The following is a 25,876-nucleotide window of genomic DNA, read 5'->3' as shown; positions in this document are numbered from 1 at the left end:
TATCTCTTTACCTATGGGATGTTTGATAGTTCAGAAAGTCTCTTAGCTAAACTATATAGCCAAGCCCTGGTAGATATCGATCATTTGGTCTCTAAGGCAAAAGAAACAGGATTTGCTTATGGGGATATTGATCTTTATAGTCGCATGTATAAACGTAAAATTTTTAATCACTATTACTCAAGAGTTAAGAAACTAGCTTAACTCTTTTTCTTTTACTCAAAATTTGAAAGGAGAATCCTATGATTCCAGAAACACTAAAAATGAAACCAGAATTTATCGGCCCAGCTTATTATGAAAAATTGGGGAAAGCTCCTCAGTCTGTATTTGGTAAAAAAGGAAAATACCAACGTCACATTCTAAACAGTGCAGAGCACGGTGCCTTTCATGTCATCACCCCAGCCTCTACAACGGTCTTTCCAGAAGATGCTCTAGTAGAAGCAGTTAACCCAATCTTTTTCTCAGACACTATTTTAAATGGTAAGAATGTTGCACCTTACCGCAATGTTTTTGCGGAAAAATTGGTACTTAAAAAATAAGAAATAAAAGGAGAAAATCACATGGCTAAAATTGGATTAAACTACGGAGAAAAACTACAAATTGCGGATAAAACCTATCGTGTCATTACAGATGGACTAGATGTCCCGGCAATCCTTGGAAAACTGACTTTCCGAGGCATTGAAGGTCCTGAAGTCATCTTTGAAGTAGATCAATCGCAACGAAATCCTGATGGATCATTTGTCCAAGTCAATACAGGTGAGATCCGTGGTATCGTCGTAGGGATTCATTCTTCTGTCCAGCACGAAACCCTCTTTTTCACTATCGCAGACATGTCAGAGTCTGAAATTGAAGACCTGGGAATTAAATACCGAGAAGAAGTAGAATTAGAAGATATTGTTGTCGCCCATATTCACGTGAATAATCGGGATATCTTTAAACTCTTTGCTTCAAAAATCAAAAAGAAAGGGGGAGCTACTCCAGTCAAGGAAACTAAGGAAGTAAAACAAACAGAAAACAAGAAAGATAATTAGGAGGTGATCACTCATGAAACTCTTTACCTATCGAGGAAAAAGAGTTCAAATCTTTCATCGAAACATTAAGGGAATCACATGGTTTATCTGGTGGTTTCCTTTTTTGTTAGCTACTAGTTATTATACTTACCTTCATCTAGAGGAATTGAAAGTTCAGCCCTTACCTCAAGGATATTTCATTGGATCTGGAGTTTTACTGTCGGCTCTTCTTTCTTTGGGGGTCAATTACCTTTGTTATGAGAAGATCCTCTACTTTCAAAAACTCAATAGTCTGCGCATTCTCTCCCGTTTCTTACTAGAGAATAACTTGTATCTGGTCAAGAAAGTCAAACGAGATAAAGGCATGGTTGAGAAAATTACCCTTCCAAAAGTCTACCTCAAACAAAGTCGCTATGAGCTTCAAGTCAGTTTCATTTTAGAAGGAAACAAATTTCAAGATCGATTTTTAAACCTTGGCTCTACTCTTGAAGTCATGTTCAATGGGGACTTTCGTGATAAGAGTTTTGACAAACGGTTTATCAAATATAAAATCGCCATCAATCGGATTGAGAGTCGCATTTCAATTGATCAAGTTGAAGTCAAAGGCTCAAAGATCCGTCTTATGAAAGATGTCTACTGGGACTATGTAAAAGACTCTCACCTACTAGTTGGTGGAGGAACTGGAGGGGGAAAAACTGTTACTCTCATGTCCATTATCTATGCCTTATTAAAAGTCGGCTATATAGATATTTGCGATCCTAAAAACTCAGACCTAGCTTCTTTAAAAAAGCTACCTGTCTTTCACGGTCGAGTCTATTCTAGTAAAGAGGATATCATCAATTGTTTTAGAGAGAATGTAGAGTTTATGAAGAAGCGCTACGAAGTCTTAACATCTTTTCCAGACTATAGACCAGGGACCTATTACACCCATTACAACTTAAAACCTAAATTTCTTCTAGTAGATGAATGGGCAGCTCTCATGGCCAAGATTGACCGTGACTATAGCCAACAGTCGGAACTCATGGAATATCTAACTCAAATCGTTCTAGAGGGCCGTCAAGCTGGAGTCTACGTAATCTTTGCCATGCAACGGCCTGATGGGGAATATATCAAGACTTCTCTTCGGGACAACTTCATGATGCGTCTTTCCGTCGGTCATTTAGAATCAACAGGCTATGACATGATGTTTGGGGATGCCAATAAAACCAAAGAGTTTAAAAAACTGGACGAAATTAATGGAGTGAAAGTAGTCGGTCGTGGTTATATTGCTTCAAGCGGGAATCTAGCTGGTGAGTTTTATTCGCCTTATATTCCACTTGACCAGGGCTTTTCCTTCTATGATGAATACGCTAAAATCCCAATCATGGAATTTGAAGGAGAAGAGTTCTCAGTATTTGAAGAATATAAACCACCGATTGAAACAATGCAAACGATCGAGGAAGAGGAGACTTTGGGAAACGAACTAGATAGGCGAACACTAAAGGAATTTGCGGATGAGCACGATCTAAAGATGCAAACTCTTCGAAAAATCATCCCTTATATGGAAGAGCACGGGATCTCATTTGAACGGAGTGATTCCGCTATTCTCATTGAACCTTTCCAAGAAAAGTTATTTCTTGAAACAATCACTCGCTTTGAGGAAGATGGACGCAAGTCTTATCCAAAAGCTATTGAAGCGATTGTCAGTCATCATGGGCTAGGACAAGGGCAAGGGCAAGCCTGACCGCAGGTCAGGCGAAGACCGAAGCCCGCCGTTCCTGGCTCGTGATGACAAGAAACCCCCGTTTTCTAATAGGGGGGTTACATTTGGCAAAAACGCCAAGTCCACCCCTCCTCATTCCTTATGGGAGTTGGGTTTTCAATTTTTATGAAGTGTGTCACTTTCGTTAAAAAAGTGTGTCACTTTGTTAGAAAGAGGTGTTGCGATGAATGGACAAAATTAGTCCTTTTCATATTAAGAATTTCAGAAAACAAACAGGACTTAGTCAAAAAGCATTTGCACAAGCTGTTGATCTACCTACAAGAACCTACCGCTCTTATGAAACAGGTGAAAGAGGACTGACGATTGATAAGTTTAGGGAACTAAAAGAAAGGCTCGGTTACTATCAAGATTGCGATAAAAACAGTCTTCGGGCTCAGATCGACTATCTACGATTGACCTTTCCTAGATTAAAGGATCTAGATGCTTTCTGTGAAAATTTTCTTCATTGTCACCTAAGCGAATTTACAGACCAAGAAACTCGCCTTATGAACTATACCCACTTATGGCAACGAGGAAACATCTGGATTTTTGATTTCTTTGATAAGTCTGTGACCAATGACTACCAAACTTGTCTTCAACTATCTGGGCAAGGATGCCGTGAGTTGGAATTACTTCTAGAAGACAAGGGAATCACTTGGCAGATCTTTCTTCAAAACATTCTTTATTCCTATGAAAATGTTCGGGTGAAACGACTCGATATTGCTCTAGATGAACTCTATAAGGGTTATGGTCACGAGGACGAACAAATTCAAATTCCTAAATTGATTGATAAACTCTATTCCAAAGAGATTGTCCTAGACACGATCAAGAAATGGAATATCACGGGTGGTGGATCGTTCACAGATAATGAAGACATGGAAGCGAATCACGGCTTGTCCATTTACTTTGGAAGTCGTCAAAGTCAACTCTACTTCAACTTTTATGAAAAGCGCTATGAAATAGCTCGAATGGAAAACATCTCCTTGGACGAATCCTTGGAGATTTTTGGTATCTGGAATCGCTATGAATTGCGATTTTCAGATCAGAAAGCTCAAGGCATTGTGGAGGAATACATCAATGGTGTAGATCTCGGAGAAATCGCAAGAGGCATCATCAATAAAGAAATCCAAGTTTATGATGGTCTCACTCGATTTGGAGCCTATAAACCCGATGAAAAATGGCAACGGCTCTTTGGGGGTGTCGAACCCTTAAAGCTCTCAACTAACCCACAACCATACAGTATTGAGCGAACGATTCGCTGGCTGACCTATCAAGTTGCGAACTCCCTTGCCCTAGTCACTGAAGCAGACAAGATCCTCCAAACAGAATACATGAAAATGATTCAGAATAGCGGAGAGATCACTGATCGTGGAAAAGCCATGTTACGACTTCTCAAAGCTAATAAACACTATGAACACTAGAAAGGAAAAGCAATATGGAATACAAAGTTCAAATCAATTCACTCGAAAACTTTAAAGCTTGGTCTGGTGGACTAACCACCTTGAACACTGTCCGTGAACGTGGTGGAGTAGATACTCTAACCGTCATATGTGAAGATATCTTCTCTGGTGATACACCAACAGAAGGACAAATCAATGACTGGCTCTGGTTTGATTCAGATTTTATCTACCAAGCTCTAGGCTACGATGATCTGCTTGAGGCTTCTTGAGATGCTGAAGAAGATTTATCAAGCAGACTTTCTGCTTCTTCCAGAACAAGAATTCTGGCATATGTACATTCTCTTACGAAAAGGCAAGGCCTTCTACTACGAATGTGCTGGTAGGTGTACAGAAGAGCTTCCAGACAATAGAGGATTTTATACTTATGAACACGCCTGTTTCACACTAGATGGTCAAGTGTTGAGCGTAAATAAAAAAATGCGCCCCTCACTCATTACTTATATCCAAAAGACCATCAAAGACAATCAAGAAACATTTAGAAAGGAAATTGAAATGGCTACTAAAACTATTTTTGAAAAGAAAGTCTCTCAAGTCACCAATGAACTGGGAGTATTACTTAAAAAGAAAGATCATAGAGAGGCTTGGACCAAGGCTGGAGAATTAAATAGTCTCCTAAAAAAAGAAGAAGCCAAGGATCTAAAGCCTGACTTGATCGAACAACTCCAAACTGAGCTACGAGGCTACTATTACATTAATGGCGAGATCGAAAAAGCCAATAAGCGCCTCTATGCAAAAGGCTCAAAGCTCATTGAACTTGCTGCTCTCTAAAAGGAGGATCTATGGATAAAGCCAAACGATACTTGCTTCAAGCAAAGGAATATCTATCACACTTTAAAAAGGTGGAGAAAAAAGGAGGCCCACCAAAACTAAAAGTCACCAATAAAAAGACCGTCAATATTGCAGTCATAGGAGGAATTGCTTTCCTCCTTTTTGTTGGTATATTGGGGTCTGTCCGTGCTATCACACTCTCAAATAAGGTAGGTACACTACAAGCTCAAGTTGAGGCCACTAAAAAGCAACAGACAAAGCCTATGGAGTCTAGTAGAAAATATGACTATAAACTACAGTATTACCTGAATGATTATGTCTATGCTTACTTCACCCTCCCGCAAGAAGGGGATAAACAACAAGCTCAAGTGGAATACTTAAACAGCTTTTACAACTTCATTCCTGATGTAAAAGCTCAAGGTCAAGTTCGAAATCCTAGTGAGCTTCTCTATTCTCAGCTAGTGACTGTAGAAGGGAAGGTTGCGACCTATAAGATCAAATACAAGGAAACTATCCGTCGGGATAATAACACGGAAGAAAAAGAAATTGTGACAGGTTTCAATATTCCATTTGATGAAAAAGATGGGAAATATTATATTTCTGGCCTTCCTTGGTTCTCTGCTATTGAATCCTCACAAGCTGGACACTTTAGCGAAGACGATCAGCTTCAATTAACCGCTAACGATCACTTTTCAGATGGTCAGCATAAAAAGGTTGAAAAATTCCTCAAGGTCTTCTTTACCAACTATACTACTAACCAAGACAACCTTAATCTGATTGCTAAGGATGTGGATATTATAGCTAATACCACCTTCAAAACAATTGATTATACCTATCTAAAAAAAGATGGTCAGAATCTAATCGCTTATGTTCAAGCAACCTTTGAGGTCGGAGGGACCACTCATTCAGAAAACTTCACCTTTACCCTCTCAGAAAAAGAAAAGACCTACTATGTCACAAAACTAGAACACACCATTCCACTGAATTATGCAAATGATAAAGAATAGGAGAACTTTATGAATACAGACAATCTACGAACCTTCCTCCAGGGCGATGGAATTTGGATCCTGACAGCTATTGCCGTGCTCTTAGCGATCAAGGCTTGGCGGAACAGCTCCTGGCTTCAACTTTTCTCTGTCGTTGGTTTCTATGCCGTTATTGTTTCGATTGCCAAAGGACAAGATATCCTCAAAGCAGTCGGCTGGTTCCTACGACTCTTCGGTATTGAATCAGGACTTTAAGCATGAATGAAGAAAGACTTTATGATTACAGTAAGGGCCTAAATGCTCCTTATTGGATCCAAGAAATCAAGACAAAAAAGGGAACTCGACTATGGTACTTTGCGACACCGATGCAGTTGTCCTTTTTCATTGTCTTTATCATCGTCTTTGTGGCCATGTTACTCTTTGGAGGATTTATCTTTGTGCCACTCGCAAAAATCACTCACTCAATTTCTCTCTTGCTCTATTGGTATCTCCCTTACAAATTGGCTAAATTCTATACTGAATACGAGCCCCACGGTAAAAAGATGCACGTCTTTATTGGAGATTACCTGATTTACTTCTGGGATTTTAAGCTAAACAAAAAAGCTATCTACCATGAAGATCGAATAGAACCTGTAGAAGAAATTGTCTTTGAAAAAACAAATCTATAGAAAAGGAGGACCTATGAGTATTACTTTAACCTATCCTATTAGGGAAACACATGAAAATCTAGCTCTCAAAAAAGATCAAACAGTCGTTGCTTATTATCGTATTCCAAACACTCCCATCACGATTACAGATGATGAAAAAAAGGGCAAACATAAAATCACTGTTGCTCAAATGATGAAGAAGCTCCAGAAAAACAAGTTCTTTGAAATATCTCTGATCCCTAAAGACTATCTCTTAGAAGAGAAAATGCGGGACTTTTCAGATGCTCTAGCAGATGACAGTCGTGTACTAGGAGAAGACCTTCTTCTTTACACAGTGGACCGTCTAACAGATGAAATGGAGATACCTTATCAGTTTGACTGGGTCGTGGGTGTGACCTTACGCAAACAAAATCATGGAGCTACCGTCAAAGACTTGGCCTATGAGAGCTTTAATGAGTTTACTGAAAAAATCGCAAAAGGCCTTGGCTATGAATATGAATTAAGTCCCACCTGGTATGAAGACTATAAAAGTGATGAATTCACTATTTTCCAAGCCTTCTCTGTCCTTCGGGCAAAACGTTTATCTAATGAAGAACTCTTTTATTACCAGCGGATGCAATACCTTCGCTATATCCCTCACTATAAGAAAGAGGTGCTCGCTAATCGTGCTCAATTCAATATCACAGACACCTTGATCAAAGTTCTAAAAGGTGGTTTTCTCAAGCTAGAAAGCCCTTATGGATCTTCTTTTGTGACGATTCTTCCGGTTGGTAAATTTCCTGTTCAATTCAACGGTTTTCATCTGGGCGAATTTATCCAACGCTTAAACTTTCCCGTAGAGCTACGAATCAAGGCAGAATTCATTGATACTGGTAAGATCAAAGGTCGAATGGGACGATCGAATACACGTTACAGAAACATCATGGAAGAGGCAGAAAATACGGATACTGTCCAACAAGATGAGATCATCATGGGCTCTATCTCCCTAAAAGACTTGATGAAGAAAGTCGGAAACAAGGAAGATATCATCGAATATGGAGCCTATCTGATTATCTCTGCTTCAAGTGTGAATCAGCTCCGTCAGAGACGACAAGTAGTTTTGAACTACTTTGATGATATGGGAGTCGAAATTAGTGAAGCCTCTCAAGATGGACCCTATCTCTTTCAAGCTCTGCTTTATGGAGAAAATCTCCAAAAGAAAACTCGCACCTGGACACATATGGTCACAGCTCGTGGATTTTCAGAGCTCATGCCCTTCACCAATACCTCTTCTGGAAACCGTATCGGTTGGTATATCGGCCGAGTAGATAACTGGACAGGGCGTTGGGACAATATTGAGAAAGCTATTGATTCTTCAAAGAACATTGTCCTCTATAATGCGACAGTAGGAAATAAGGAAGATATCGCTGGAAAGATTACCAAGAACCCACACATCATTATTACGGGTGCAACAGGTCAAGGAAAATCTTTCCTCGCTCAGATCATCTTTTTAAGTGTGGCTTTACAAAATGTTAAAACCCTTTATATCGACCCTAAACGTGAACTTAGGAATCACTACCAAGAAGTGATCAACTCACCTGAATTCGCACGTCTCTATCCTGAACGCAAGAAACAGATTGAGAACTTTAACTTTGTGACACTAGATAGCTCACTTCCATCAAACCACGGAGTCTTAGATCCTATTGTCGTTCTAGATAAAGAACAAGCTGTAGAGGTCGCAAAGAACATGCTTGAGTTTCTACTACAAGCTGTAGATGATGTCACGATGGACCAGAAAACAGCTATCACAGAAGCTATTAATGCGATTGTAGAAAAACGAGTCGCTGGTGAGAAAGTCGGCTTTAAACACGTCCTAAAAGTACTGAGAGACTCCACTTCCTCTGAAATTGCTTCGGTTGGTCGTTATCTGACTTCAATTGTCACAAACTCTATCTTGGAACTAGCCTTTTCAGATGGAGCCACTCAAGGACTTAACTACGAGTCACGAGTGACCATCCTAGAGGTCAATAACCTCAAACTACCAAAGGACGATTCCACAAAAATTTCAGATCATGAACGCAACTCTATTGCCCTCATGTTTGCGCTTGGTGCCTTCTGTACCCACTTTGGAGAACGAAACGAAAATGAAGATACCATTGAGTTCTTTGATGAAGCATGGATTCTTATGAAGTCAGCAGAAGGAAAAGCCGTTATCAAAAATATGCGTCGGATTGGACGCTCCAAAAATAATACCTTGGCACTGATTACTCAATCTGTACATGATGCAGAAAATGACGATGATACAACGGGATTTGGGACTATCTTTGCTTTTTATGAAAAGTCAGAACGAGAAGATATTCTAAAACACGTCAATCTTGAAGTCACTGAGAGCAATCTCGAATGGATTGATAATATGATCTCTGGTCAATGCCTGTACTATGACGTGTATGGTAATCTCAATATGATTTCCGTACACAATATCTTTGAAGATATTGATATGCTTCTAAAACCAATGAAAGCTACGGTATCATCAAGCCTTGAAAATAAATACGCTAGTTAGGAGGTGAAGCCATGCAAGAAGCTTTTGACAAACTAAGAGGAGTCGATATCTTCTCTCTCAAGTCTTATATGGAGCCTACTGGCTTCGCTTCCTTTAACGGGGCTTGGGTTCTGATTAATGAGCTTTTCGTCAACTTCTTCTTTTTCATTCTAAATGCAGTGGTAGGCTTCTTTTCTTTGCTGATCCGAATTCTTGAAAAGATTGATCTCTACTCCAACTACAAGAACTATGTATTTAATGGAGCGATGAATATCTGGAAAGGATTTGTCGGTTCAAATTCTGGCGGAGTCGCAAAACAATCACTCGTTTCGATGTTGCTTTTAATCCTAGCTTTCTATCTCTTTTACCAGTTTTTCTTTTCGAAAGGAGCTTTTTCAAGAACTCTCCTTCATGTCTTTCTGGTACTCATCCTTGGCTTTGGTTATTTTGGAACAATCGCTGGAACATCAGGTGGTCTGTATTTACTAGATACTATTAACCATGTCTCTCAAGATGTCACTAAAAACATCACAAATATCAAGGTAGAATATGGCAATAATAAATCCATTAAAATTGGCGATTCCATGGCAGATAGCTATATTGCAGAAACCTCTTATAAAGCATATGTATTTGTCAATACAGGCCAAGAAAATGGAAAATATAAGAATAGCCAAGATGGGAAACAAGAAACTTTTGACGATAGTAAGGTACTAGGAACAGGCGATAAGAATGGAAACTTTAAAGCAGTTAAGTCTAAAGATCGCAATAAATATCTAGATGAACTAGGAAACGGAGCCAATGATGATGGTGAAAAGAACCGTTGGGTTTCAGCTATGCCAGATTTCATCTTTACTCGTATGTTTTATGTGATCTTCAAAATCTGTGAAGCCTTTGTATTAGCGATACCCGTTATCTTGATTCAAATGTTAAACGTCATTGCTCAGACACTCGTCCTGATGATGATCCTGCTCTTTCCAATTGTGCTACTAATGTCCTTCGTACCAAGAATGCAAGATTTGATTTTTGGAGTTCTAAAAGTCATGTTTGGAGGGCTGCTTTTTCCAGCTATCACGAGTCTATTAACTCTTTTAGTCTTCTACATTGAAAAAATGATAGAAAACATTGTCATTACAGGTTTTGATGGCATCCTTAAAACACTTCCATCTTTGATTATCTTCGGTCTTGTCTTTAAACTACTCATTTCAGTTGTCTCAAAAGGACTTGTATACTTCCTTCTATGGAAATACAAAGCTGAACTGATTCAATTCATTCTTGGATCTAAAGCACGAATGGTTGCGAATGATATTGGAAACAAAGTTGAAAAAGGGGTCACAAAGACCAGAGAGGTGGCTTCACAAGTACCATCGAGAAGTCTTTCATCTGCTCAACACCTTGGGAACTTTGCCTTAGCAGGTGCTGGTTTTGGAGCTGGAATGATGATGAATGCCAAGAGTCACTTCCAAAATGTTGGTTCTTTCTTTACCAATAAAGAATCAGAACACCAACCTGATGAAGTGCTCCCAACAGAAACACTTGAGACTCCAATAAGTCCAGATGCTCCAGAACCAAACATTCCAAAAACAAAGGCAACGCTAGAAGGGGTTAAACCCGTTGAAGAAAAAACACCAACTCCTTCAATAGAATCCCCAATCACAGTGGAGCCAACACCAAGTTCAAACGAGGAATTTCAAACTCTTAAAGAAGAATGGATTTCTCCATTTAAACAGCTCCGCATTAATAGTATTGAGCACAAATTAGAGGAATATAAAGATCCTCAAGCCATGTACAAAGCACAAGGATCGAATGCCTTTACTCGTGCTTATAGGAAAACCATGACACGAGATGATAAATTGAGAACCAATATTGAACGAAGAGACCGATTAACAGAACGCTTAAAACAACTTAGAGGAGAATGATATGAATACCAAGATACGTTCAAGAACTGCTTTTCCAAGAGTTCTTGAAGAAACTCTTTATCAAGCCTACCAAGAAGGAAAACGCTCAGTCGATTTCCTTCTTTTATTTCCAGTCTCAGAACAAGAAAGAGACCAAATCATCCTACAGGCTAAGTCCTATTCAGTCGTTTTAGATGCAAAATGGCGTTTTGGGACTGTTCTGTTCACTGCTTATATAAGACATTAACTAGAAAGGAGATTCGATGAAAAAACTAAAATGGTTTCTATTAGCCGGTCTCATTCCTCTCTTTCTACCGGTCCTCATTATCATTATCCTTATGGGGGCTGTCGGAGGTGGTGGAACGAATGGCTCACCCCAATCCCAAAATGGAGTGACTTATGCGGATCACTGGTCAGATGGAGATCCCTATACTCACAACCTACTGGTTCATCGCTTCGGTATTACAGCAGAGCAATTAGACGGCTTTTTAGATACGTTAGGAATCTCCTATGATAAGAACCGAATTAATGGAAAAAAGCTCCTCGAATGGGAAGCTAAATCTAATCTTGATGTTCGTGGAATCGTTGCGATCGCACTGAATGAAAGTTCCCTTGGAACTGCTGGAGTAGCCACTAATCCTGGTGCCAATATGTTTGGTTTTGGGGCCTTTGATTCCAATCCAGAATATGCCAATAACTTTAATGACGAGGTTGCGGTTGTCGGACTAACCCAACAAACCATCATTGGAAATAAAAACCAAACCTTCAAAATTCAAGATGACAAGGCTAAAAAGTTTGCGAATGGAACACTCAATCCAGCAACTGATGGTGGAGTCTATTTCACAGATACCACAGGATCAGGAAAAAGACGTGCAGAAACCATGCAAAAACTGGATGCCTTCATTGATGAACATGGAGGAACTCCAAAAGCTCCTGAACAAACTACAGGAAAAACTAGAGATGGTGGAGGAGTAACTTCAAACGATATCCCTGTTGGCTACAGCCTGACAATAGCTATTGATACCACAGGATATATCACTAGTACCTATCCTTGGGGACAATGTACCTGGTATGTCTTCAACCGTGGAAAACAAGTCGGAGTCAACTTTGATCCATTTATGGGAAATGGTGGACAATGGATGAATAAACCAGGCTTTACAATAACCCACACACCGACAGAACACTCTGCTCTATCATTTAGCCCTGGACAAGCTGGAGCTGATCCAATATACGGACACATTTCATTTGTGGAACAGGTCAAATCAGATGGTTCAATTCTCGTCTCAGAGTGTAATGTAAAAGGGTTGGGTATCATTAGTTACCGCACATTTGATGCAGAAACTGCCAAACAATTTACATACGTTATAGGACATTAGAAAGGATAATTATATGGATACACTACAACAAGTAAAACTAGATAAAATCGAAAATCTATTACAGGTTCTGGTAAATCTTCTGGATAAAAGATCAGATACTAATCAGTTAGAAATCATGACCCAAAAGGAAGTCCTCAAAGAACTGAATATTTCCCCTAATACACTCAAAAGTTGGGAACGTAAAGGACTGCCACGATTGGAGCCACCAATCGAAGGGACCCGAACAGTGTATTATAAACGTGGGGATATTCTTAAATTCTTGACCATCTGAGGTAAACTAAATGCAAATTGAGACAATAGAAAGAAACAATAAGAAAGTTCTTAAGAAAATCAAAAAAGATGGTTCTATAACTTATTCTATGAAAGGAGCTTATTTAGGAACTGATAAAAAAACAGGAAAACAAGTTACAACTACCATATCAGCTCCAACACTAAAAGCCTTAGATCGCAAATATTTAGAGACTAAAAGAAAATTTGAAGAAAATGATTCTACTCGAAAAGAAACCCTATCTGTCGGTACTATAAAAGAACTGTCGGAATTTTGGTATGATAGTTATAAATCTTGGGTATCATCTGATAATACTAGAAATAGAGTAAGGGGATATTTGGATACATATATCCTCCCAAAATTTGGTGATTATAAAATAGATTCTATTGAATCTACTGAAGTTCAAAAATGGGTTGATCAGTTAGCAGAAAAGGCTCGAATAGAAATAAATAAGGGAAAACGTAAGGCAGATAAAGGAAAGGCATCTGATTATGGCGCAGTCGTTCATAAACTAAAAGATATTCTTGATTTCGGAATGGTACACTTTAATCTAAAGAATAATCCCGCAAAACAAGTCAGGATACCACCCAAGCCTAAAGCACCTCAAAATCGAATTCAAGTTCTACATGAAAAAGATATCGCTATATGGTTGAATTATTTAGATACGCTCCCAAACTCAAGAGCCAACAGGCGCTTTAAACTTATTTGTAATACTCTTTTAGCTTCTGCCTTACGAATTAATGAACTATTAGCATTGGAAGTTGATGACTTACTTTTCGAATCATCAGAAATTAACGTAAATAAAACTCTTATGTGGAGGAGAGGAGACAAAACCTTAGGTACTAAAGGTAAGGTTATTTGTAAAAATTCTGCGAAAACTGATTCAGGAAATCGTAAAGTATCAGTACCTATTACCATTATTCAAGAACTTAAAGATTTTAACAATGAAATGAATAATTACTTTGAAAAACATGGGCTTCCAAAATCTAAGTTGATATTTCCCACTATCTATGGAAATTACATGACTGATCGAAATGAGCGAGCTACTCTTATTAAACGATTAAAAGAGTTAGGTTTACCTGATTATGGTTTTCACTTATTCCGCCATACTCATGCATCTTTAATGCTCAACTCTGGAGCAAATTGGAAAGAACTACAAGAACGTATGGGGCACAGATCTATTTCAACCACAATGGATATCTACGCAGAATTAGATCCTAACCGAAAGAATGAAGCAGTCGATATTTTAATGGAACGACTTTCACAAATAAAAGGTAAAAACTAACAGTCATTTAAAACTCTACCTTTTTTCATAAACAGTCATAAAGTCTGCTAAAATAAGCTTTTTAAATGTATAAGTTGATTTTTTCCGAAGTGAAATAGGGATTCAAAACGAATCAATACTTAAGAAAAACGCTGATTTTGTACTGATCCCAAAAAGTTAGACCGAAAAAATCTAACTCTTGGGCTTCAGTTCAATTATAGCTGAGGGATTTTTTGCTTTAGAAAGAAATATTTAAAATGATGTCAAAAATAGTTGACATTTCATTTTCGAAAGAATATACTATAGTCAAATATATGCGACATAAATTAAAAAGGAAGAAGCATGAATCGTGTAAAAGAATTCCGTAAGGAACTGGGAAAGTCCCAACTCGAACTCGCAAAGGATATCGGTGTCTCGAGGCAAACCATCAACATGATTGAAAACGACAAGTACAATCCTACCCTGGAACTCTGTCTCAATCTCGCTCGAAGCCTCCAGACTGACCTCAACAGTCTCTTTTGGGAAGATGAATTTTAAAAAAGGAGAAAAAATGAAAAAAGAAACCTTCACTGAAAAACTGATCAAACGCACATATGGTATTTCTGGACCTCTTGACGAACACAAACGACGTGAAGCTGATCGTATCGGTAATCAGGTCTTTATCGTCCTCTTTTACCTGATGATATTTGGCAATTTCATTCCACTTGTTCTTGCCAATAAATATCCAGAAATAGTTGCTATTGGTTATCCTCTGGTGATATTTGGGATTTCCATGATAACCGCTTTCTATGTGCTTTCTCAAATCAAGAAAACAGGTATCACAGCCATCGATCCTGATATGTTGAACAAAAAAGAAAAGAAACAGTTACGTTATCCTGGTCTGAAAGCAGGTCTAATATATGGGCTAATCATGTTGTTTGGAATCCCACTTCTTAATGTCTTGACGGATGATAGTAAGAGTTATCTTAGTTCTCTGTTAAATACAAGACATTTTGTGACAACTATCGTAGTAGCTTTATTCTTCGGAGTGACCATGCAGAGCGGTGTCGCTCTCCGCATTCAAAAAGCCAAAAAAGATCAAGATGACGATTAGGAGGAAGCTTATGAAATCGTTAGTAACTTTACTTACCTATCATCTTTTATTTGCTTCTCTACTCACCTACATTATTGTTTCAGGAAGCTTGCCAATCTACGATATAGTCCTCCTTCCAGTCTTTCTTCCGGCACTCAACAAAGGACTGACTTATCTAAAGATAGACTCCCAGAAAACTCGCATACTTAACTTAGCACTATGCTTTATGATTATATCCTTACCACAATTGACGGTCATTTCAAGCAATTGGAAATATTATTTACTATTAACTATTGCTAGCCTTTCTTCTATCATTTATCTTTATTATCTCTATCAATTCGTAAAAGAAACAAAGTAACATTGTCATTCAGGAGAAATTATCCATGAAAAAAGAAGACTTAACAACTCGCTTACTTCGAAATCTCTTTCATATACAAGGGCCCTTTGATGAATGCCGTCAAGAGGTTATCTACAAGGCTTGCGCCCGTTCCATGGTCCAAATCTTTTACTCTTCCTTCTTTCTCTTCCTATTCTATATTTTGTTCGGACGCTTTATAGAAATTGTTCGAACGGTTATGCCCCACCTCTATTTTGGGCTCATTCTTTTCATGACCATAAAAACCCAAAGAGCCGTCAAAGAACTTCATCTTGAAAAGGATGACAAATCAGAAATCATCTACAAAACCTACAGCAAACACCAAATAAAAGTTCGTAGTTGGTTGGTATTTATAAGTATTGAGATTGGCTTATTTGCTCTGTTGCTCTTTCATAAACTCTTCGTTCAGCAGATGCCCCTTTCAACTTTCTTGGAAAAAATCATCCAAACAGAGATAATGATTCCCTTACTGGTATTTGGTCTTAGTATTGGAGCCGTCTTTGGGACTATGACTTATTGTTTTTTATCCGAACATGAAGATCAGTAGGAGAGAGCAGAACAAATTGATTGTATATGTTATCGATAGAATCTCTCTGGCCTAGGGATTTAAATACCGCATATATTCTACTAATGCATAGAAAAGGATTGTTAAGCAAAGCAATGTCTTTAGCCAAATGAGAAGGTTTAAGACCGGAAACTGCAGATTGCCTTGGCTATTTTCAATGAAGTAGTTGTCATGATTGTTGGAAGTTTTGTCCTTGTTTTCTGAGTGCATGGATCTGAACCTTATCCTCCTCTGTTAATTTCATAACAAAAAAGCCCCAACAGTTAGATTTTTTCTGTCTAACTGTTGGGGTGCAGTTCATTTAAAGTGTTTTTTCTTTATTTAAATTTCAAAGTAGTGCAATAAAAATCAACCGAAGCATTTTAGGCTAGGAAGTTAAGTGATTCTGTGGGAAACTGAGTCATAAGAATAAATCTCTTTCTAGAAATGTTCAGCAACTCTATTATAACGGCTCTATTTCTTTTTTTATTGACACAACTTATTTTACGCTACCGTGAAATGATTATTAATATAATTATATAAAATTTAAAAATATGGTGAGGTATTATTGCATGAAAAAATATTTTAATAAAATTTGGAATTATTTTTGGATTCACTACATCTTAAATAAACCGATACAATACTCTGGTCTAAAAGGCAATAAGATGGATTATGAGTCATGGGATGAAATTGCACCATATAAGGGCAAAATTTCTAAAACCTCTTATGAAAATATGAGTGACAAAGAACGTGAGAAATATACTGAGAGAGTTAAAGAATTCGCTCATAGATATATAAATGTATCTCCAAAGAAGTATGTTCCAAATAGTAACAACAAATATACTCCAGAGTATTCAATCTGTCATTTCTCAGAAGCATTAAATAAAGATTTAAGAAAAGATTTACGAAATGAAGAAGCTTGTGAATATAGTAATGCAATTAAAAAATATAGTTTAATGAATGATATAGTTGTGTATAGAGGTATAGATGATTCAGTTCTGAATCAAACTAAAGAAGTAGCTCTGTTTATTAATGACGTTGATATGTATGAAAAGGGGTTTTTGCATACATCGCTCACAAAAGCAACCATTCAAAAAACGGAACGTATTTTGAGAATTTTATTGCCAAAGGGGACATGTGCCTTCTATGCTGGAAATGTGAATGGAGAGATTGAGTCTTTCCAGGAAGTAGTGGTTCAACGTGGAGCAAAGTTAAGAATTCTTGGAGAAGATGAGATTTATATTAATTGTCTTTTAATTGATACAGAATGATTATTTTAATTTGATCTAAAGAGATTTCAATAGTAGATTATTTTCACACTTACCGTTAGAAGCAATTCACCACTTTTTATGATGTCATCCGATTTTTTAGAGTTCTTAAGTTTAGGAAGTGTGTTTAGAGCTGTTTTAGTACAATTTAAAGACTTGCTAATATATTTATATTTTAAACTAAGTAATAAGAAAGATTGTAAAGGTTTATAGTCAGTTAAAATTTAAAAATAATTTCTGTACTAATAAATTTTAAGTAAAGCCTGAGTCTCTACCTTTTTCTCTACCTATTTTTCAAAAACAGTAAAGAATGCCGATATAATAAGCTTTATAAAGGGACTATTTAACTTTTACAGAGGTGAAATAGGGGTTCACTACACGTCAATAGATGTTAGAAACCTTGATTTTAAGCGATTCTTGAAATTCTAAATTTCACTACATTGCAATATAAATCAACCGAATCACTACCTTTTTCACTACCTTTTTTGAAATAAGAATAATGATTCGGATATATAAAAGAAGAGGAACTTTATTGTGAAGCTCCTCTTTTTGTTATGTGTTCTTTTTCTCACAGATCGTATGACCTGGTTTGACACAGTTGGATTTCAGGTACTTTCAGTTTAGCTTTATATCAACCATCATCAAAATCCAACTATTTTCTTATTTTAAAAAATATGAATAAGTTTGATTGAATGAGGGAATTTCTTTAAATTTTTTCTTAGCACCTATAAGTTAATAATACTATTCTTTAAATTATAGTTTATAATTATCTGATGTTTCAATGACCACAAAACAAAGTACAGCGAATCACTTCCTTTAGTCAAACATATAACTGAACAACATTGTTTATCTTCCTGCACTTTCATATTTTTTCAATCCTTTTCTAAAAATTGTACGACTGATAATAATCAAAAAAACTGTAAAAACTATTTGATAGAAAAATAGGTTCAATGTATCTTTCCCTAAAAATATTAATACTGCAGGATTGGCAATTAATAAATTGGGAACAAATAACATAGTGATCAATCTGTTAATACCTGTAAAAATATTATATGGATACTTAGAAATTCCAATATAATTCAAAAATACATCTACTTTTGAAAATTTAGTTGGGAACCAAAATGAACTAATCGTTATTAGAAACCAAATTGAATAATATATAATACAACCACACATTAAAGAAAGGATATAAAATAATATTTTTAATGAATTTAAATGTACATTTAAATTTCCATAACTTATAAAAATGATCGCAAGACCAAAAAAAGTATTCACGAATTGAACTAAATTAAATGATCTAAAAATATAGAACAACTGAGTATCAAACGGCCTCAATAAAATTTGATCCAAGTTACCACTCAAAATATCTGATTCTAAAATTCCCATACTTCTAATTAACAATCCCATCATAACTCCATCTACAATAGTGTAGGAACCTACCAAAAATAAAATTTGATAATAGTCCCAACCATTAAAAGAGTCTATGTTTAAGAAAATCAATCTAAAAAATACAATAGGTAAACCAATCCACAGTATCGACGAAAATAGACCACAAAAGAAGTCAAAATGAAAATTCATATCAGATTTAAAACCAAAATGAAGTAGCCTAAAAATTACTTTTATTCTAAACATTTTATCCTCCCACATTTGAGAAGTGCTCCACTCCTTTTCTCAATATGAATCTTGATATAATATAAAAAATGATGCACCAAATCAATTGAATACAAATAATTCTCAAATAGTCTATTAATTTATATGTATCATTACTAAACATCTGAAGCGGTTCATATACTAAGTATTTAAAAGGTAATACATCTAAAAACAGACGAAAATTATTTGAAAAAAAACTTAAAGGCAATAATATTCCTGATAAAAACTGAATTACTATTTCTTTAACAGTAAGGACAAAAAATATATTTTCTAACCAAAAAGAAAGCATACCTACACAACATGATATTAAAAACCATAGAACCATAGATAGAATAATTGCAATACTTCCTAAAATAAGAATTTCAATGGTTAATAACTCATTCTTGTAATAAACACTGGAGAATAAAATGACAGGAATGATGATAAATAATAAATGAGCAAGCCTATCTCCAAGCATTTTACAAAAATAATACTTATAAAAAGTAACAGGTTTTATTAATATGCTAAAAAAATTTCCTGAATGAACATCGTCATTGATTTCCCAATCAACTGGATAAAAAACAAAATATGAAAAAATTATAGTCCCCAAATAGTATTGAACCATTGAGGTAAAATCATATCCTGCTATATTTATCTGGTTACTCTGATATATATACGTCCATAAAAATACTGATATCATAATTTGTATACTTGCCTGTAACATTAACAATAGTACACTTGATTTATAGTTCAAAATAGATCGAAATGATATCAGAATAATAGACATTTCTTTTTTCAATTGTGCTCCTTTTTTGTAAAATAGTTTTGTAAAATAATTTCTTCTAAAGAAAGATTTGATATTTCAAAATCTTCTATATCTACAAGCTTATTGATTGATTCTAATGTCTCAAAGACAAAATCTCTAGGTATTTTTAGTATACATTCCGATTTTGTTTGAGAAATGACTACTACTCCTTTAACAGAGCATAACTCTGGTACCAAATCTAATGTCATTTTTATCTTTAAATATTTAAAATCAGAAAATTTAGATAAAATAACATCCATTGACTCCTGCAAAATAATTTTTCCTTTGTCAATGACGATTAATTCGTCACAAACAGACGAAATATCATCCATATCATGACTCGTTAAAATAATAGTAGTATGACATTCTTCATTCATTTTCTTTAAAAATGTTCTGATATCTTTTTTAGACTGTATATCTAACCCTATAGTAGGCTCGTCTAAAAATAATATTTCCGGACTTGTTAAAGATGCCGCGATAAACTCCATTTTCATTTTTTGTCCAAGAGAGAGGGTCCGGACCTGCTGGTAAAGCTGATCTTTTACATTCAACAAATTGCTTAATTCCTGAATTCGTTCTTGTAAAATCGCCGGTTCTACCTCATATAAAGTACCAATCAATTGAAAATAATCCATAGCCGAAACATCTTGAAATAACTGTAATTTATTTCCTACTACTATTGAAATTTTTTTTCTAAAATTTATACTTCTTTTAAATGGAATTTCTCCATTCACTTCTAATTTTCCGGAACTAGGATAAAGAGTCCCAGTCAACATTTTAATCGTTGTGGATTTACCAGCTCCATTACTCCCAATAAAGCCAACTATACTCCCTCTCTTAATCGTAAAACTAATATCTTGAACAGCTCGAATCGTTATTTGATTACGTTTCAAAAATCTCTTGATAAATGGGAGTCTTGAATCAAAATTATAAAAATTTTTAGATAAATTCTGAGCATTAATAACTATTTCACTCATATATCTCTCCTTTCGATAAAATATATTTACTTGTACTTTTTCCATACTTTACCAAAATGCTAAAGATTGAGCTAAAATCTTCGGGATGGGTAAAATAATATTTGTCTTTAAAAAGTTTCTCAAAACCTTCAAGGCGATTATTGAAATCATTAAATTTTGTATTGTCTAGCTGGTTGAATGTCTCTTTAATATCCATAAACTTTCTCCGTGATTCTTTATTTCACTTTATAAATAGAAGAGTGTCTATATATTTATAGATCCTCAAGAACTTGCATTTTATCAAGTATAAGTAGAATAGTATGTAAGGGTTTACATATTCATATTATATGATTATGTAAGGAATCCGTCAATTTTCCACATTATTATATGACAAAATGTATTTTTTAAAAATGCAAAAATCTATGAGCAAGATATTTGACTTCCTTTTTTAAAGTATATATACTTATATTAACCTTAGAAAAGAAAAAATGTTTGAACAGATATTCAATAATAATTACTTTTTTTAAAATTAAAATTCGAACTTTAAATTTTTATCTTTTTTATATTATTGAGTAACCTAAATTGCCCAATTTGTAAAATTTAGCTAGACAAAAAAAGACATCCAAGAGAAATTTCTTAAATGTCTGTAAACGTTGATATAAGCGTGTTGATTAACGTTTTGATAATTGTGATGCTTTACGAGCTTTCTTAAAACCTGGTTTGGAAAGTATGGGTTTCAGTTGGACTAAAAACAGCGTAATTCCAAGGCTTTTCAGGACAATATCTATTGATTAATTTCAAAAAATTTATATAAATTTTATTGAATGAGGGGAAATACAATGATATTACTTAAAAAGTTGACCTAAGAAAACATATTTTTGATTTGATCGTTAATTAAGTTAGTTGCTACACTTTTGATTATCTCTAAAGTCATAGGTAGAGCATTTTCTTTGATCTTATTTTTTGTCCGATTCCACATAGTATTTTCTCTTATTTTATCCAGAAAATCATGTCCCGCCCAAGTCAATGAACCTACACTAAAAGTATAAATTCTATCATCTCCATATGTAGGTGCAAAGCTATCTAAGAGGCCTGCATCAGCCAGTATTTTACAATGATAGGCAACTGTATCAAGATCAAATCCATCAATATTTAGATTATATAGCGACGTTAATCTATACTCTGCCTCAATCTTAAATAAAATCAATCGACATAAATCCATATTTCTTTCCATGGTGCTACCTCAACGCTGTACTTTTTCATATTTACAGTATATTATAGAAAGAAATAAAGATCCATCCTTAAAATACAATGTAAGAAAAAATTTTCCGAAAAATTCGTATTTTTCCGAAAGTTGAGAATTTGAAATGATGAATAGGAAGTTAAGTAATTCTGTAGTAAATTGAGTCATAGGAATACATCTCTTTCTAGTAATATTTCGCAACTCTACTATAACGGATTTATTACTTTTTGTGTTTACACAACTTATCTTACACTAACACATGATTCTTTAATGAAAACAAACAAATACTATGAAGAGCTATACACTATGCAAACCTCCTTATATTACAAAGAATTAAACTAACTTTGAATGGCTATCAATATAAGATCGTATGTTTAGCTACAATCTGATCTATTTTCATGAGAACAAGCAAAAACAACCGGAAAAGAAACAGTTCCCAACTACTTCTTCCCTGGTTGTTTTTTTAATCATACTAACATCACAAAATTCAGACTAAATATAAGATAAACTTTTCTAAAAACAGAACCGGTTAACTCTTTTAAAAAAATATAATATATATTAATCATTAATTCACTTTCCATACTGATCTAACATGTTGTTGATTGTTTGCCTTAAATCATCTACTAATTTTTGAGGTTTAGTGATCACCAAACTATCTCCCTGACTTAGTAGCCACCTTTTCAGACCTGGAGTATATTGGGTTTCAACCTCCATAAATGTCTGATTTTCTTCTTGACTTAAAATTTTTGTATTAGGAAATTGATCCAGAACAATAGAGGGATCATTATTAAACTTGAGCCTGATTTTTATGAGAGGCCCTGAGAATGCATCAACTTTCACGTTTCTTACATCTCCATCACGAAATTTATTGCGATGGGGTATATTTGGTTTTTTGCTATCGTATAATTTCCATGTTTTGATGCGATCAATTTTAAACGTTGTATATGTTTCATGCTTAAGGTGATATGCAACTAAATAGAAATAGTGAAAATCATAATACATTGAGACTGGGAATACGACGTGCTTTTTTACAACATCCGTATAGGGATTTTTATATTCTAATTCAATTACTTGTTCATAAACAATCTGTTCTGAGAGCTCCCATGTTTTAACTATACGATCTTGCTTGTCAGAGATCGGTTCGTAATTTAATTTTTCGCTAGCTATAACTGATTCGACTAATTTTTTATCATCTATTGAGAGTGTGTTTAATAAACTATTTATCACTCTATTAAATTCATTTTTATTTAAGGCTCTGTTTTCTAACAATATTTTAGATAAAAACAGTACTTCTTGCTTTTCTATAGTTGATGGTCGATCTATTGAATATTTTTTTATATCTCTATTGTAAGCAAGATTACCTAAGATACTTGAATGAACAGACACAAAATATCTCAAAAATGATAAATCTCTTTGTATTGTCCGTTCATTAACTTCAAATTCATCTGCTAGTGATTTCTTTTGTAATTTCTCTCCAAAAAATAAACGTAAAAATATATTAAGAATTCTTTCTTGATCATTCATATTAATTACCCCGCATATCAAGAAAATTATAACATATTAACAAACTAAATGAAACTTGTTATTTACAATGTTCACAATTAAAAATGACAAATACTGTCTATCTATTCTGATATAATTAATACATAGTAAGTTTTATGTCTATCATTTTTTGAAAATCAATTAATATTTTACCTTTATTTGAGGAGTTTATATCATGGAAGAAATGCAAATTGTTTATCAAGAACAACATCAATCTTTTGAATCTGTATCTTATATTGTATTCGATATAGCAACAACTGGATTAAACGTTACTAAAGATGAACTTATTCAAATTAGCGCCGTAAAAATTGACAAGGGAGAGAAAATTGATAGTTTCAATGAGTATATTGCTCCTTTGCAGCCTCTCAGTGATTTTATAAAAGAAATTACTAATATTACAGATGAAGACATAATGAATGCAAAATCATTACCAGAAGTACTACAAAACTTTCTAGATTTCATTCAAGACAGTGTACTTATTGCTCACAATATAATGTTTGAAATGAAGTTTCTTCAAGCAAATCTTGAAAAGTATCATTTTCCACCATTAAAAAACACTTATATCGATTCTCTGGAACTTGCTCGCCGTATCTATCCAGATAGAAAAAAGTATGGACTTGTGGCACTGATTAAAGATTTTTTGAACAGTGAAGACTATAGTGGCCAAGGTTGTTTGGCAGATGTAAACGCGCTTTGCGAACTATTTCCTATTATGTTAAGAGAAACTCTTACCAAATATAATGTTAAAGAAATTGGCCAACTAAATGATTTACCCGTAAAAAATCTATCTATATAAGAGAGATAATTTAAGAGCCTTTTGTCTGATGGTTTTGGTACACATTATACAATATCAATACCTGTACTGGGTAAATAATATATTTTCTTTAGAAGGGAATATACTACTATGAAAAAACAAACCATTATTTATTGTTATAGGATGACCCATGATTACGGTATAAATCCTTGTGTTTTTACTGAAAATTATGATGAAACTCCTCGGCTTCTAACTGAGGGTGGTTGTATGCTTCAATTAAGGAGAAACATTAAGAAGAACTGGGCTGATAAAATTAATAATAAGGAAGTGGATGCATACATAATGGCAATAGCTGGCCATTCGAGAGATGGTCAACAGTGGAAAGATGACCAAGGCACCTTTATTACCCCCAAATACAATCATTTAATTTTTGTGGCTAAAATTAGTGAAATTATGACTATGGGAGAATATTTAAGATCTCCAAATTCAGAAAATCGAAGAGATTCTTATACTTATCAATGGATGATTGAACATGATGGATTGCATAATACTCGTTTTATGAATGAGGCGGTTATTCTCGCAGACCGTTTTAGATATTTTGGAAAATCTCCTCTGGAAATACCGAAGGAAATTCTTTCCTTTTTTCCTATGGGAAGCCGAGCTAGACTAACTGGCAAACCATTTCCACGATGGAATGCAAAAAATGGTTTTTATAACTCAAATGATCGGTATACAGATACACTAGAGCTTGCAAATTTCGCTGAGAATTTACTAGGATCACAAAATAAAATTATTGATTTACCATACCATCCATTCTACATAAAAGGAAAAAAACCATGAAAATTATTTTATCTAGAAAAGGGTTTGATTCGTCTAATGGAGGGATTCCAAGCCCAATCTTACCTGACGGAACCTTATTATCATTACCAATACCTGGGAAGTTTGATAACTTATCTTTTGATGATTTAAACTATAACGGAGTTAGTTTCTCAAATATTTTAAGACAATTGAGAGGAAAAGAAGATAAGACTAATCATTATAACTGCCATCTTGACCCTGATATAAGAGAAGGTCTGAGAAATGTGCCTGTCTCTGACTGGAAACCTGCATTTGGGCAGATTAATAGTTCGCAAGGTTTACTACGAAACCAAAATGTTGCGGTTGGGGATCTCTTTCTATATTTTGGCTGGTTTAGACAAACTGAAGGAGATATTCAGAACGGAACACTGCATTTTAAAAAAGGTTCACCTGATTTAAATATTATTTATGGTTATTTGCAAATTGGTGATCTAACAAATAATCAAGAAATATTGAAAGAAAGTTATTCCTTTCATCCTCACTCTAACAATCATCTAATCAATGCTCAATCAAATATGTTATATATACCAAGTGATAAATTAGCATTTTCGTCTAATTATAAAGGTTATGGAACATTTGATTTTGATGAGAAACGAGTGTTAACAATGAGAGGAAAAAGCCGAAGTGTTTGGAAAGAAATTCCTGCATTAATGCCTGAAAATTTATGTGGCAATCATAAAAATTCTGCTAAAAACGAGGGAATACAATATTCTGGAATATGGCAGGAAAAAGTATTAGTGGAGAATAAAATCTCAACTGATTGGGCAAAAAGTCTATTTTCGTAATCGGAAGGTAAATTAAAGCATATTATAGGCATTCCTAATATACCAACGCTAGTATAATCATTACATATATTAGATGACAAAGAATCATCCAATTTAACACTCCAGCAAGAGGAA

The 25,876-nt window shown here is 34.9% G+C and carries 29 protein-coding genes and 1 pseudogene; 23 read left to right on the top strand and 7 right to left on the bottom strand.

From position 1 onward, the window contains the following. The first annotated feature begins 239 nt into the window (after positions 1 to 239). The 19 genes from DW930_RS07800 to DW930_RS07710 all read left to right on the top strand — a co-directional run bounded on the left by DW930_RS07800 (position 240) and on the right by DW930_RS07710 (position 15,925). Positions 240 to 536 carry a cytoplasmic protein gene (locus DW930_RS07800; protein ID WP_123159708.1) on the top strand — a complete coding sequence of 99 codons (297 nt, stop codon included), beginning with the start codon at positions 240 to 242 and terminating at the stop codon, positions 534 to 536. Positions 537 to 557: 21 nt separating this feature from the next. Next, complete coding sequence (locus DW930_RS07795) at positions 558 to 1,028, top strand: conjugal transfer protein (RefSeq protein ID WP_123159707.1); 471 nt, start codon at positions 558 to 560, stop codon at positions 1,026 to 1,028. A gap of 13 nt (positions 1,029 to 1,041) precedes the next feature. Continuing rightward, positions 1,042 to 2,730, top strand: coding sequence for an FtsK/SpoIIIE domain-containing protein (locus DW930_RS07790; protein WP_123159706.1), 1,689 nt, complete (start codon positions 1,042 to 1,044; stop codon positions 2,728 to 2,730). Between the two features lie 206 nt (positions 2,731 to 2,936). Further along, the gene (locus tag DW930_RS07785; protein WP_123159705.1) at positions 2,937 to 4,169 is read left to right on the top strand and encodes a replication initiation factor domain-containing protein; all 1,233 of its coding nucleotides are present in this window, start codon (positions 2,937 to 2,939) and stop codon (positions 4,167 to 4,169) included. A 14-nt stretch (positions 4,170 to 4,183) separates the two neighbouring features. After that, entirely contained in the window at positions 4,184 to 4,417 is a 234-nt protein-coding gene (locus DW930_RS07780) for a hypothetical protein (protein WP_000456042.1), read from the top strand. A 1-nt stretch (position 4,418) separates the two neighbouring features. Continuing rightward, positions 4,419 to 4,976, top strand: a complete 558-nt coding sequence (locus DW930_RS07775; RefSeq protein WP_123159704.1) for a conjugal transfer protein — start codon at positions 4,419 to 4,421, stop codon at positions 4,974 to 4,976. A gap of 11 nt (positions 4,977 to 4,987) precedes the next feature. Next, on the top strand, positions 4,988 to 5,983 hold the full coding sequence (locus tag DW930_RS07770) for a conjugal transfer protein (RefSeq protein ID WP_123159703.1): 996 nt from the start codon (positions 4,988 to 4,990) through the stop codon (positions 5,981 to 5,983). 9 nt (positions 5,984 to 5,992) lie between these two features. Further along, positions 5,993 to 6,217, top strand: a complete 225-nt coding sequence (locus DW930_RS07765) for a TcpD family membrane protein (protein ID WP_003005585.1) — start codon at positions 5,993 to 5,995, stop codon at positions 6,215 to 6,217. Between the two features lie 2 nt (positions 6,218 to 6,219). After that, the gene (locus DW930_RS07760; protein ID WP_006149323.1) at positions 6,220 to 6,630 is read left to right on the top strand and encodes a conjugal transfer protein; all 411 of its coding nucleotides are present in this window, start codon (positions 6,220 to 6,222) and stop codon (positions 6,628 to 6,630) included. 13 nt (positions 6,631 to 6,643) lie between these two features. Continuing rightward, the gene (locus DW930_RS07755) at positions 6,644 to 9,148 is read left to right on the top strand and encodes an ATP-binding protein (protein WP_123159702.1); all 2,505 of its coding nucleotides are present in this window, start codon (positions 6,644 to 6,646) and stop codon (positions 9,146 to 9,148) included. An 11-nt stretch (positions 9,149 to 9,159) separates the two neighbouring features. Continuing rightward, a complete protein-coding gene (locus DW930_RS07750) occupies positions 9,160 to 11,043 on the top strand; it encodes a conjugal transfer protein (protein ID WP_123159701.1) in 1,884 nt (627 codons plus the stop codon). A 1-nt stretch (position 11,044) separates the two neighbouring features. After that, entirely contained in the window at positions 11,045 to 11,269 is a 225-nt protein-coding gene (locus DW930_RS07745) for a hypothetical protein (RefSeq protein WP_009731701.1), read from the top strand. 16 nt (positions 11,270 to 11,285) lie between these two features. After that, the gene (locus tag DW930_RS07740; RefSeq protein WP_123159700.1) at positions 11,286 to 12,398 is read left to right on the top strand and encodes a CHAP domain-containing protein; all 1,113 of its coding nucleotides are present in this window, start codon (positions 11,286 to 11,288) and stop codon (positions 12,396 to 12,398) included. 13 nt (positions 12,399 to 12,411) lie between these two features. Beyond that, positions 12,412 to 12,669: a MerR family transcriptional regulator gene (locus tag DW930_RS07735; protein ID WP_006152868.1), complete on the top strand. Its 258-nt coding sequence runs from the start codon at positions 12,412 to 12,414 to the stop codon at positions 12,667 to 12,669. 10 nt (positions 12,670 to 12,679) lie between these two features. Continuing rightward, positions 12,680 to 13,951 carry a site-specific integrase gene (locus DW930_RS07730; RefSeq protein WP_123159699.1) on the top strand — a complete coding sequence of 424 codons (1,272 nt, stop codon included), beginning with the start codon at positions 12,680 to 12,682 and terminating at the stop codon, positions 13,949 to 13,951. A 321-nt stretch (positions 13,952 to 14,272) separates the two neighbouring features. Then, positions 14,273 to 14,467: a helix-turn-helix transcriptional regulator gene (locus tag DW930_RS07725; protein WP_123159698.1), complete on the top strand. Its 195-nt coding sequence runs from the start codon at positions 14,273 to 14,275 to the stop codon at positions 14,465 to 14,467. Positions 14,468 to 14,480: 13 nt separating this feature from the next. After that, positions 14,481 to 15,023 carry a DUF3278 domain-containing protein gene (locus DW930_RS07720; protein ID WP_123159697.1) on the top strand — a complete coding sequence of 181 codons (543 nt, stop codon included), beginning with the start codon at positions 14,481 to 14,483 and terminating at the stop codon, positions 15,021 to 15,023. Between the two features lie 10 nt (positions 15,024 to 15,033). Continuing rightward, positions 15,034 to 15,360: a hypothetical protein gene (locus DW930_RS07715; RefSeq protein WP_123159696.1), complete on the top strand. Its 327-nt coding sequence runs from the start codon at positions 15,034 to 15,036 to the stop codon at positions 15,358 to 15,360. A gap of 25 nt (positions 15,361 to 15,385) precedes the next feature. After that, complete coding sequence (locus DW930_RS07710; protein ID WP_123159695.1) at positions 15,386 to 15,925, top strand: DUF3278 domain-containing protein; 540 nt, start codon at positions 15,386 to 15,388, stop codon at positions 15,923 to 15,925. A gap of 51 nt (positions 15,926 to 15,976) precedes the next feature. On the opposite strand, the pseudogene DW930_RS10615 reads toward DW930_RS07710, so the two are convergent. After that, positions 15,977 to 16,125: pseudogene (locus DW930_RS10615) on the bottom strand (C4-dicarboxylate ABC transporter); the annotation flags it as partial. Positions 16,126 to 16,494: 369 nt separating this feature from the next. On the opposite strand from DW930_RS10615, the gene DW930_RS07700 reads away from it, so the two are divergent. Next, complete coding sequence (locus tag DW930_RS07700; RefSeq protein ID WP_165851217.1) at positions 16,495 to 17,193, top strand: ADP-ribosyltransferase; 699 nt, start codon at positions 16,495 to 16,497, stop codon at positions 17,191 to 17,193. 843 nt (positions 17,194 to 18,036) lie between these two features. Here the strand turns inward: DW930_RS07700 and DW930_RS07695 are convergent. From DW930_RS07695 to DW930_RS07660, 6 genes are all read right to left on the bottom strand, one after another. Then, positions 18,037 to 18,822 (bottom strand): ABC-2 family transporter protein, encoded by a 786-nt coding sequence (locus tag DW930_RS07695; RefSeq protein WP_003013947.1) that lies wholly within the window; start codon positions 18,820 to 18,822, stop codon positions 18,037 to 18,039. Between the two features lies 1 nt (position 18,823). Further along, positions 18,824 to 19,618: an ABC-2 family transporter protein gene (locus DW930_RS07690; RefSeq protein ID WP_003013825.1), complete on the bottom strand. Its 795-nt coding sequence runs from the start codon at positions 19,616 to 19,618 to the stop codon at positions 18,824 to 18,826. After that, the gene (locus tag DW930_RS07685; protein ID WP_003010129.1) at positions 19,615 to 20,601 is read right to left on the bottom strand and encodes an ATP-binding cassette domain-containing protein; all 987 of its coding nucleotides are present in this window, start codon (positions 20,599 to 20,601) and stop codon (positions 19,615 to 19,617) included. The genes DW930_RS07690 and DW930_RS07685 overlap by 4 nt, the downstream gene beginning before the upstream one ends. Continuing rightward, a complete protein-coding gene (locus DW930_RS07680; protein ID WP_003010127.1) occupies positions 20,594 to 20,797 on the bottom strand; it encodes a hypothetical protein in 204 nt (67 codons plus the stop codon). The genes DW930_RS07685 and DW930_RS07680 overlap by 8 nt, the downstream gene beginning before the upstream one ends. A 645-nt stretch (positions 20,798 to 21,442) precedes the next feature. After that, complete coding sequence (locus DW930_RS07670) at positions 21,443 to 21,814, bottom strand: DUF2513 domain-containing protein (protein ID WP_243635766.1); 372 nt, start codon at positions 21,812 to 21,814, stop codon at positions 21,443 to 21,445. 579 nt (positions 21,815 to 22,393) lie between these two features. Then, complete coding sequence (locus DW930_RS07660; RefSeq protein ID WP_123159691.1) at positions 22,394 to 23,347, bottom strand: WYL domain-containing protein; 954 nt, start codon at positions 23,345 to 23,347, stop codon at positions 22,394 to 22,396. A 193-nt stretch (positions 23,348 to 23,540) separates the two neighbouring features. Between DW930_RS07660 and DW930_RS07655 the strand changes: the two genes are divergently transcribed. The 3 genes from DW930_RS07655 to DW930_RS07645 all read left to right on the top strand — a co-directional run bounded on the left by DW930_RS07655 (position 23,541) and on the right by DW930_RS07645 (position 25,762). After that, complete coding sequence (locus tag DW930_RS07655) at positions 23,541 to 24,161, top strand: exonuclease domain-containing protein (protein WP_123159690.1); 621 nt, start codon at positions 23,541 to 23,543, stop codon at positions 24,159 to 24,161. A gap of 108 nt (positions 24,162 to 24,269) precedes the next feature. Continuing rightward, the gene (locus tag DW930_RS07650) at positions 24,270 to 24,959 is read left to right on the top strand and encodes a hypothetical protein (protein WP_243635765.1); all 690 of its coding nucleotides are present in this window, start codon (positions 24,270 to 24,272) and stop codon (positions 24,957 to 24,959) included. Beyond that, positions 24,956 to 25,762 carry a hypothetical protein gene (locus tag DW930_RS07645; protein ID WP_123159689.1) on the top strand — a complete coding sequence of 269 codons (807 nt, stop codon included), beginning with the start codon at positions 24,956 to 24,958 and terminating at the stop codon, positions 25,760 to 25,762. Before DW930_RS07650 ends, DW930_RS07645 begins: the two co-directional genes overlap by 4 nt. The last annotated feature ends 114 nt before the right edge of the window (positions 25,763 to 25,876 follow it).

This window comes from Streptococcus sp. AM43-2AT, from assembly GCF_003603405.1.
Classification (GTDB): Bacteria; Bacillota; Bacilli; order Lactobacillales; family Streptococcaceae; genus Streptococcus; species Streptococcus ilei.
Note: the sequence above shows the minus strand (reverse complement) of the source record. Positions and strands in the feature narration are given on the sequence as shown.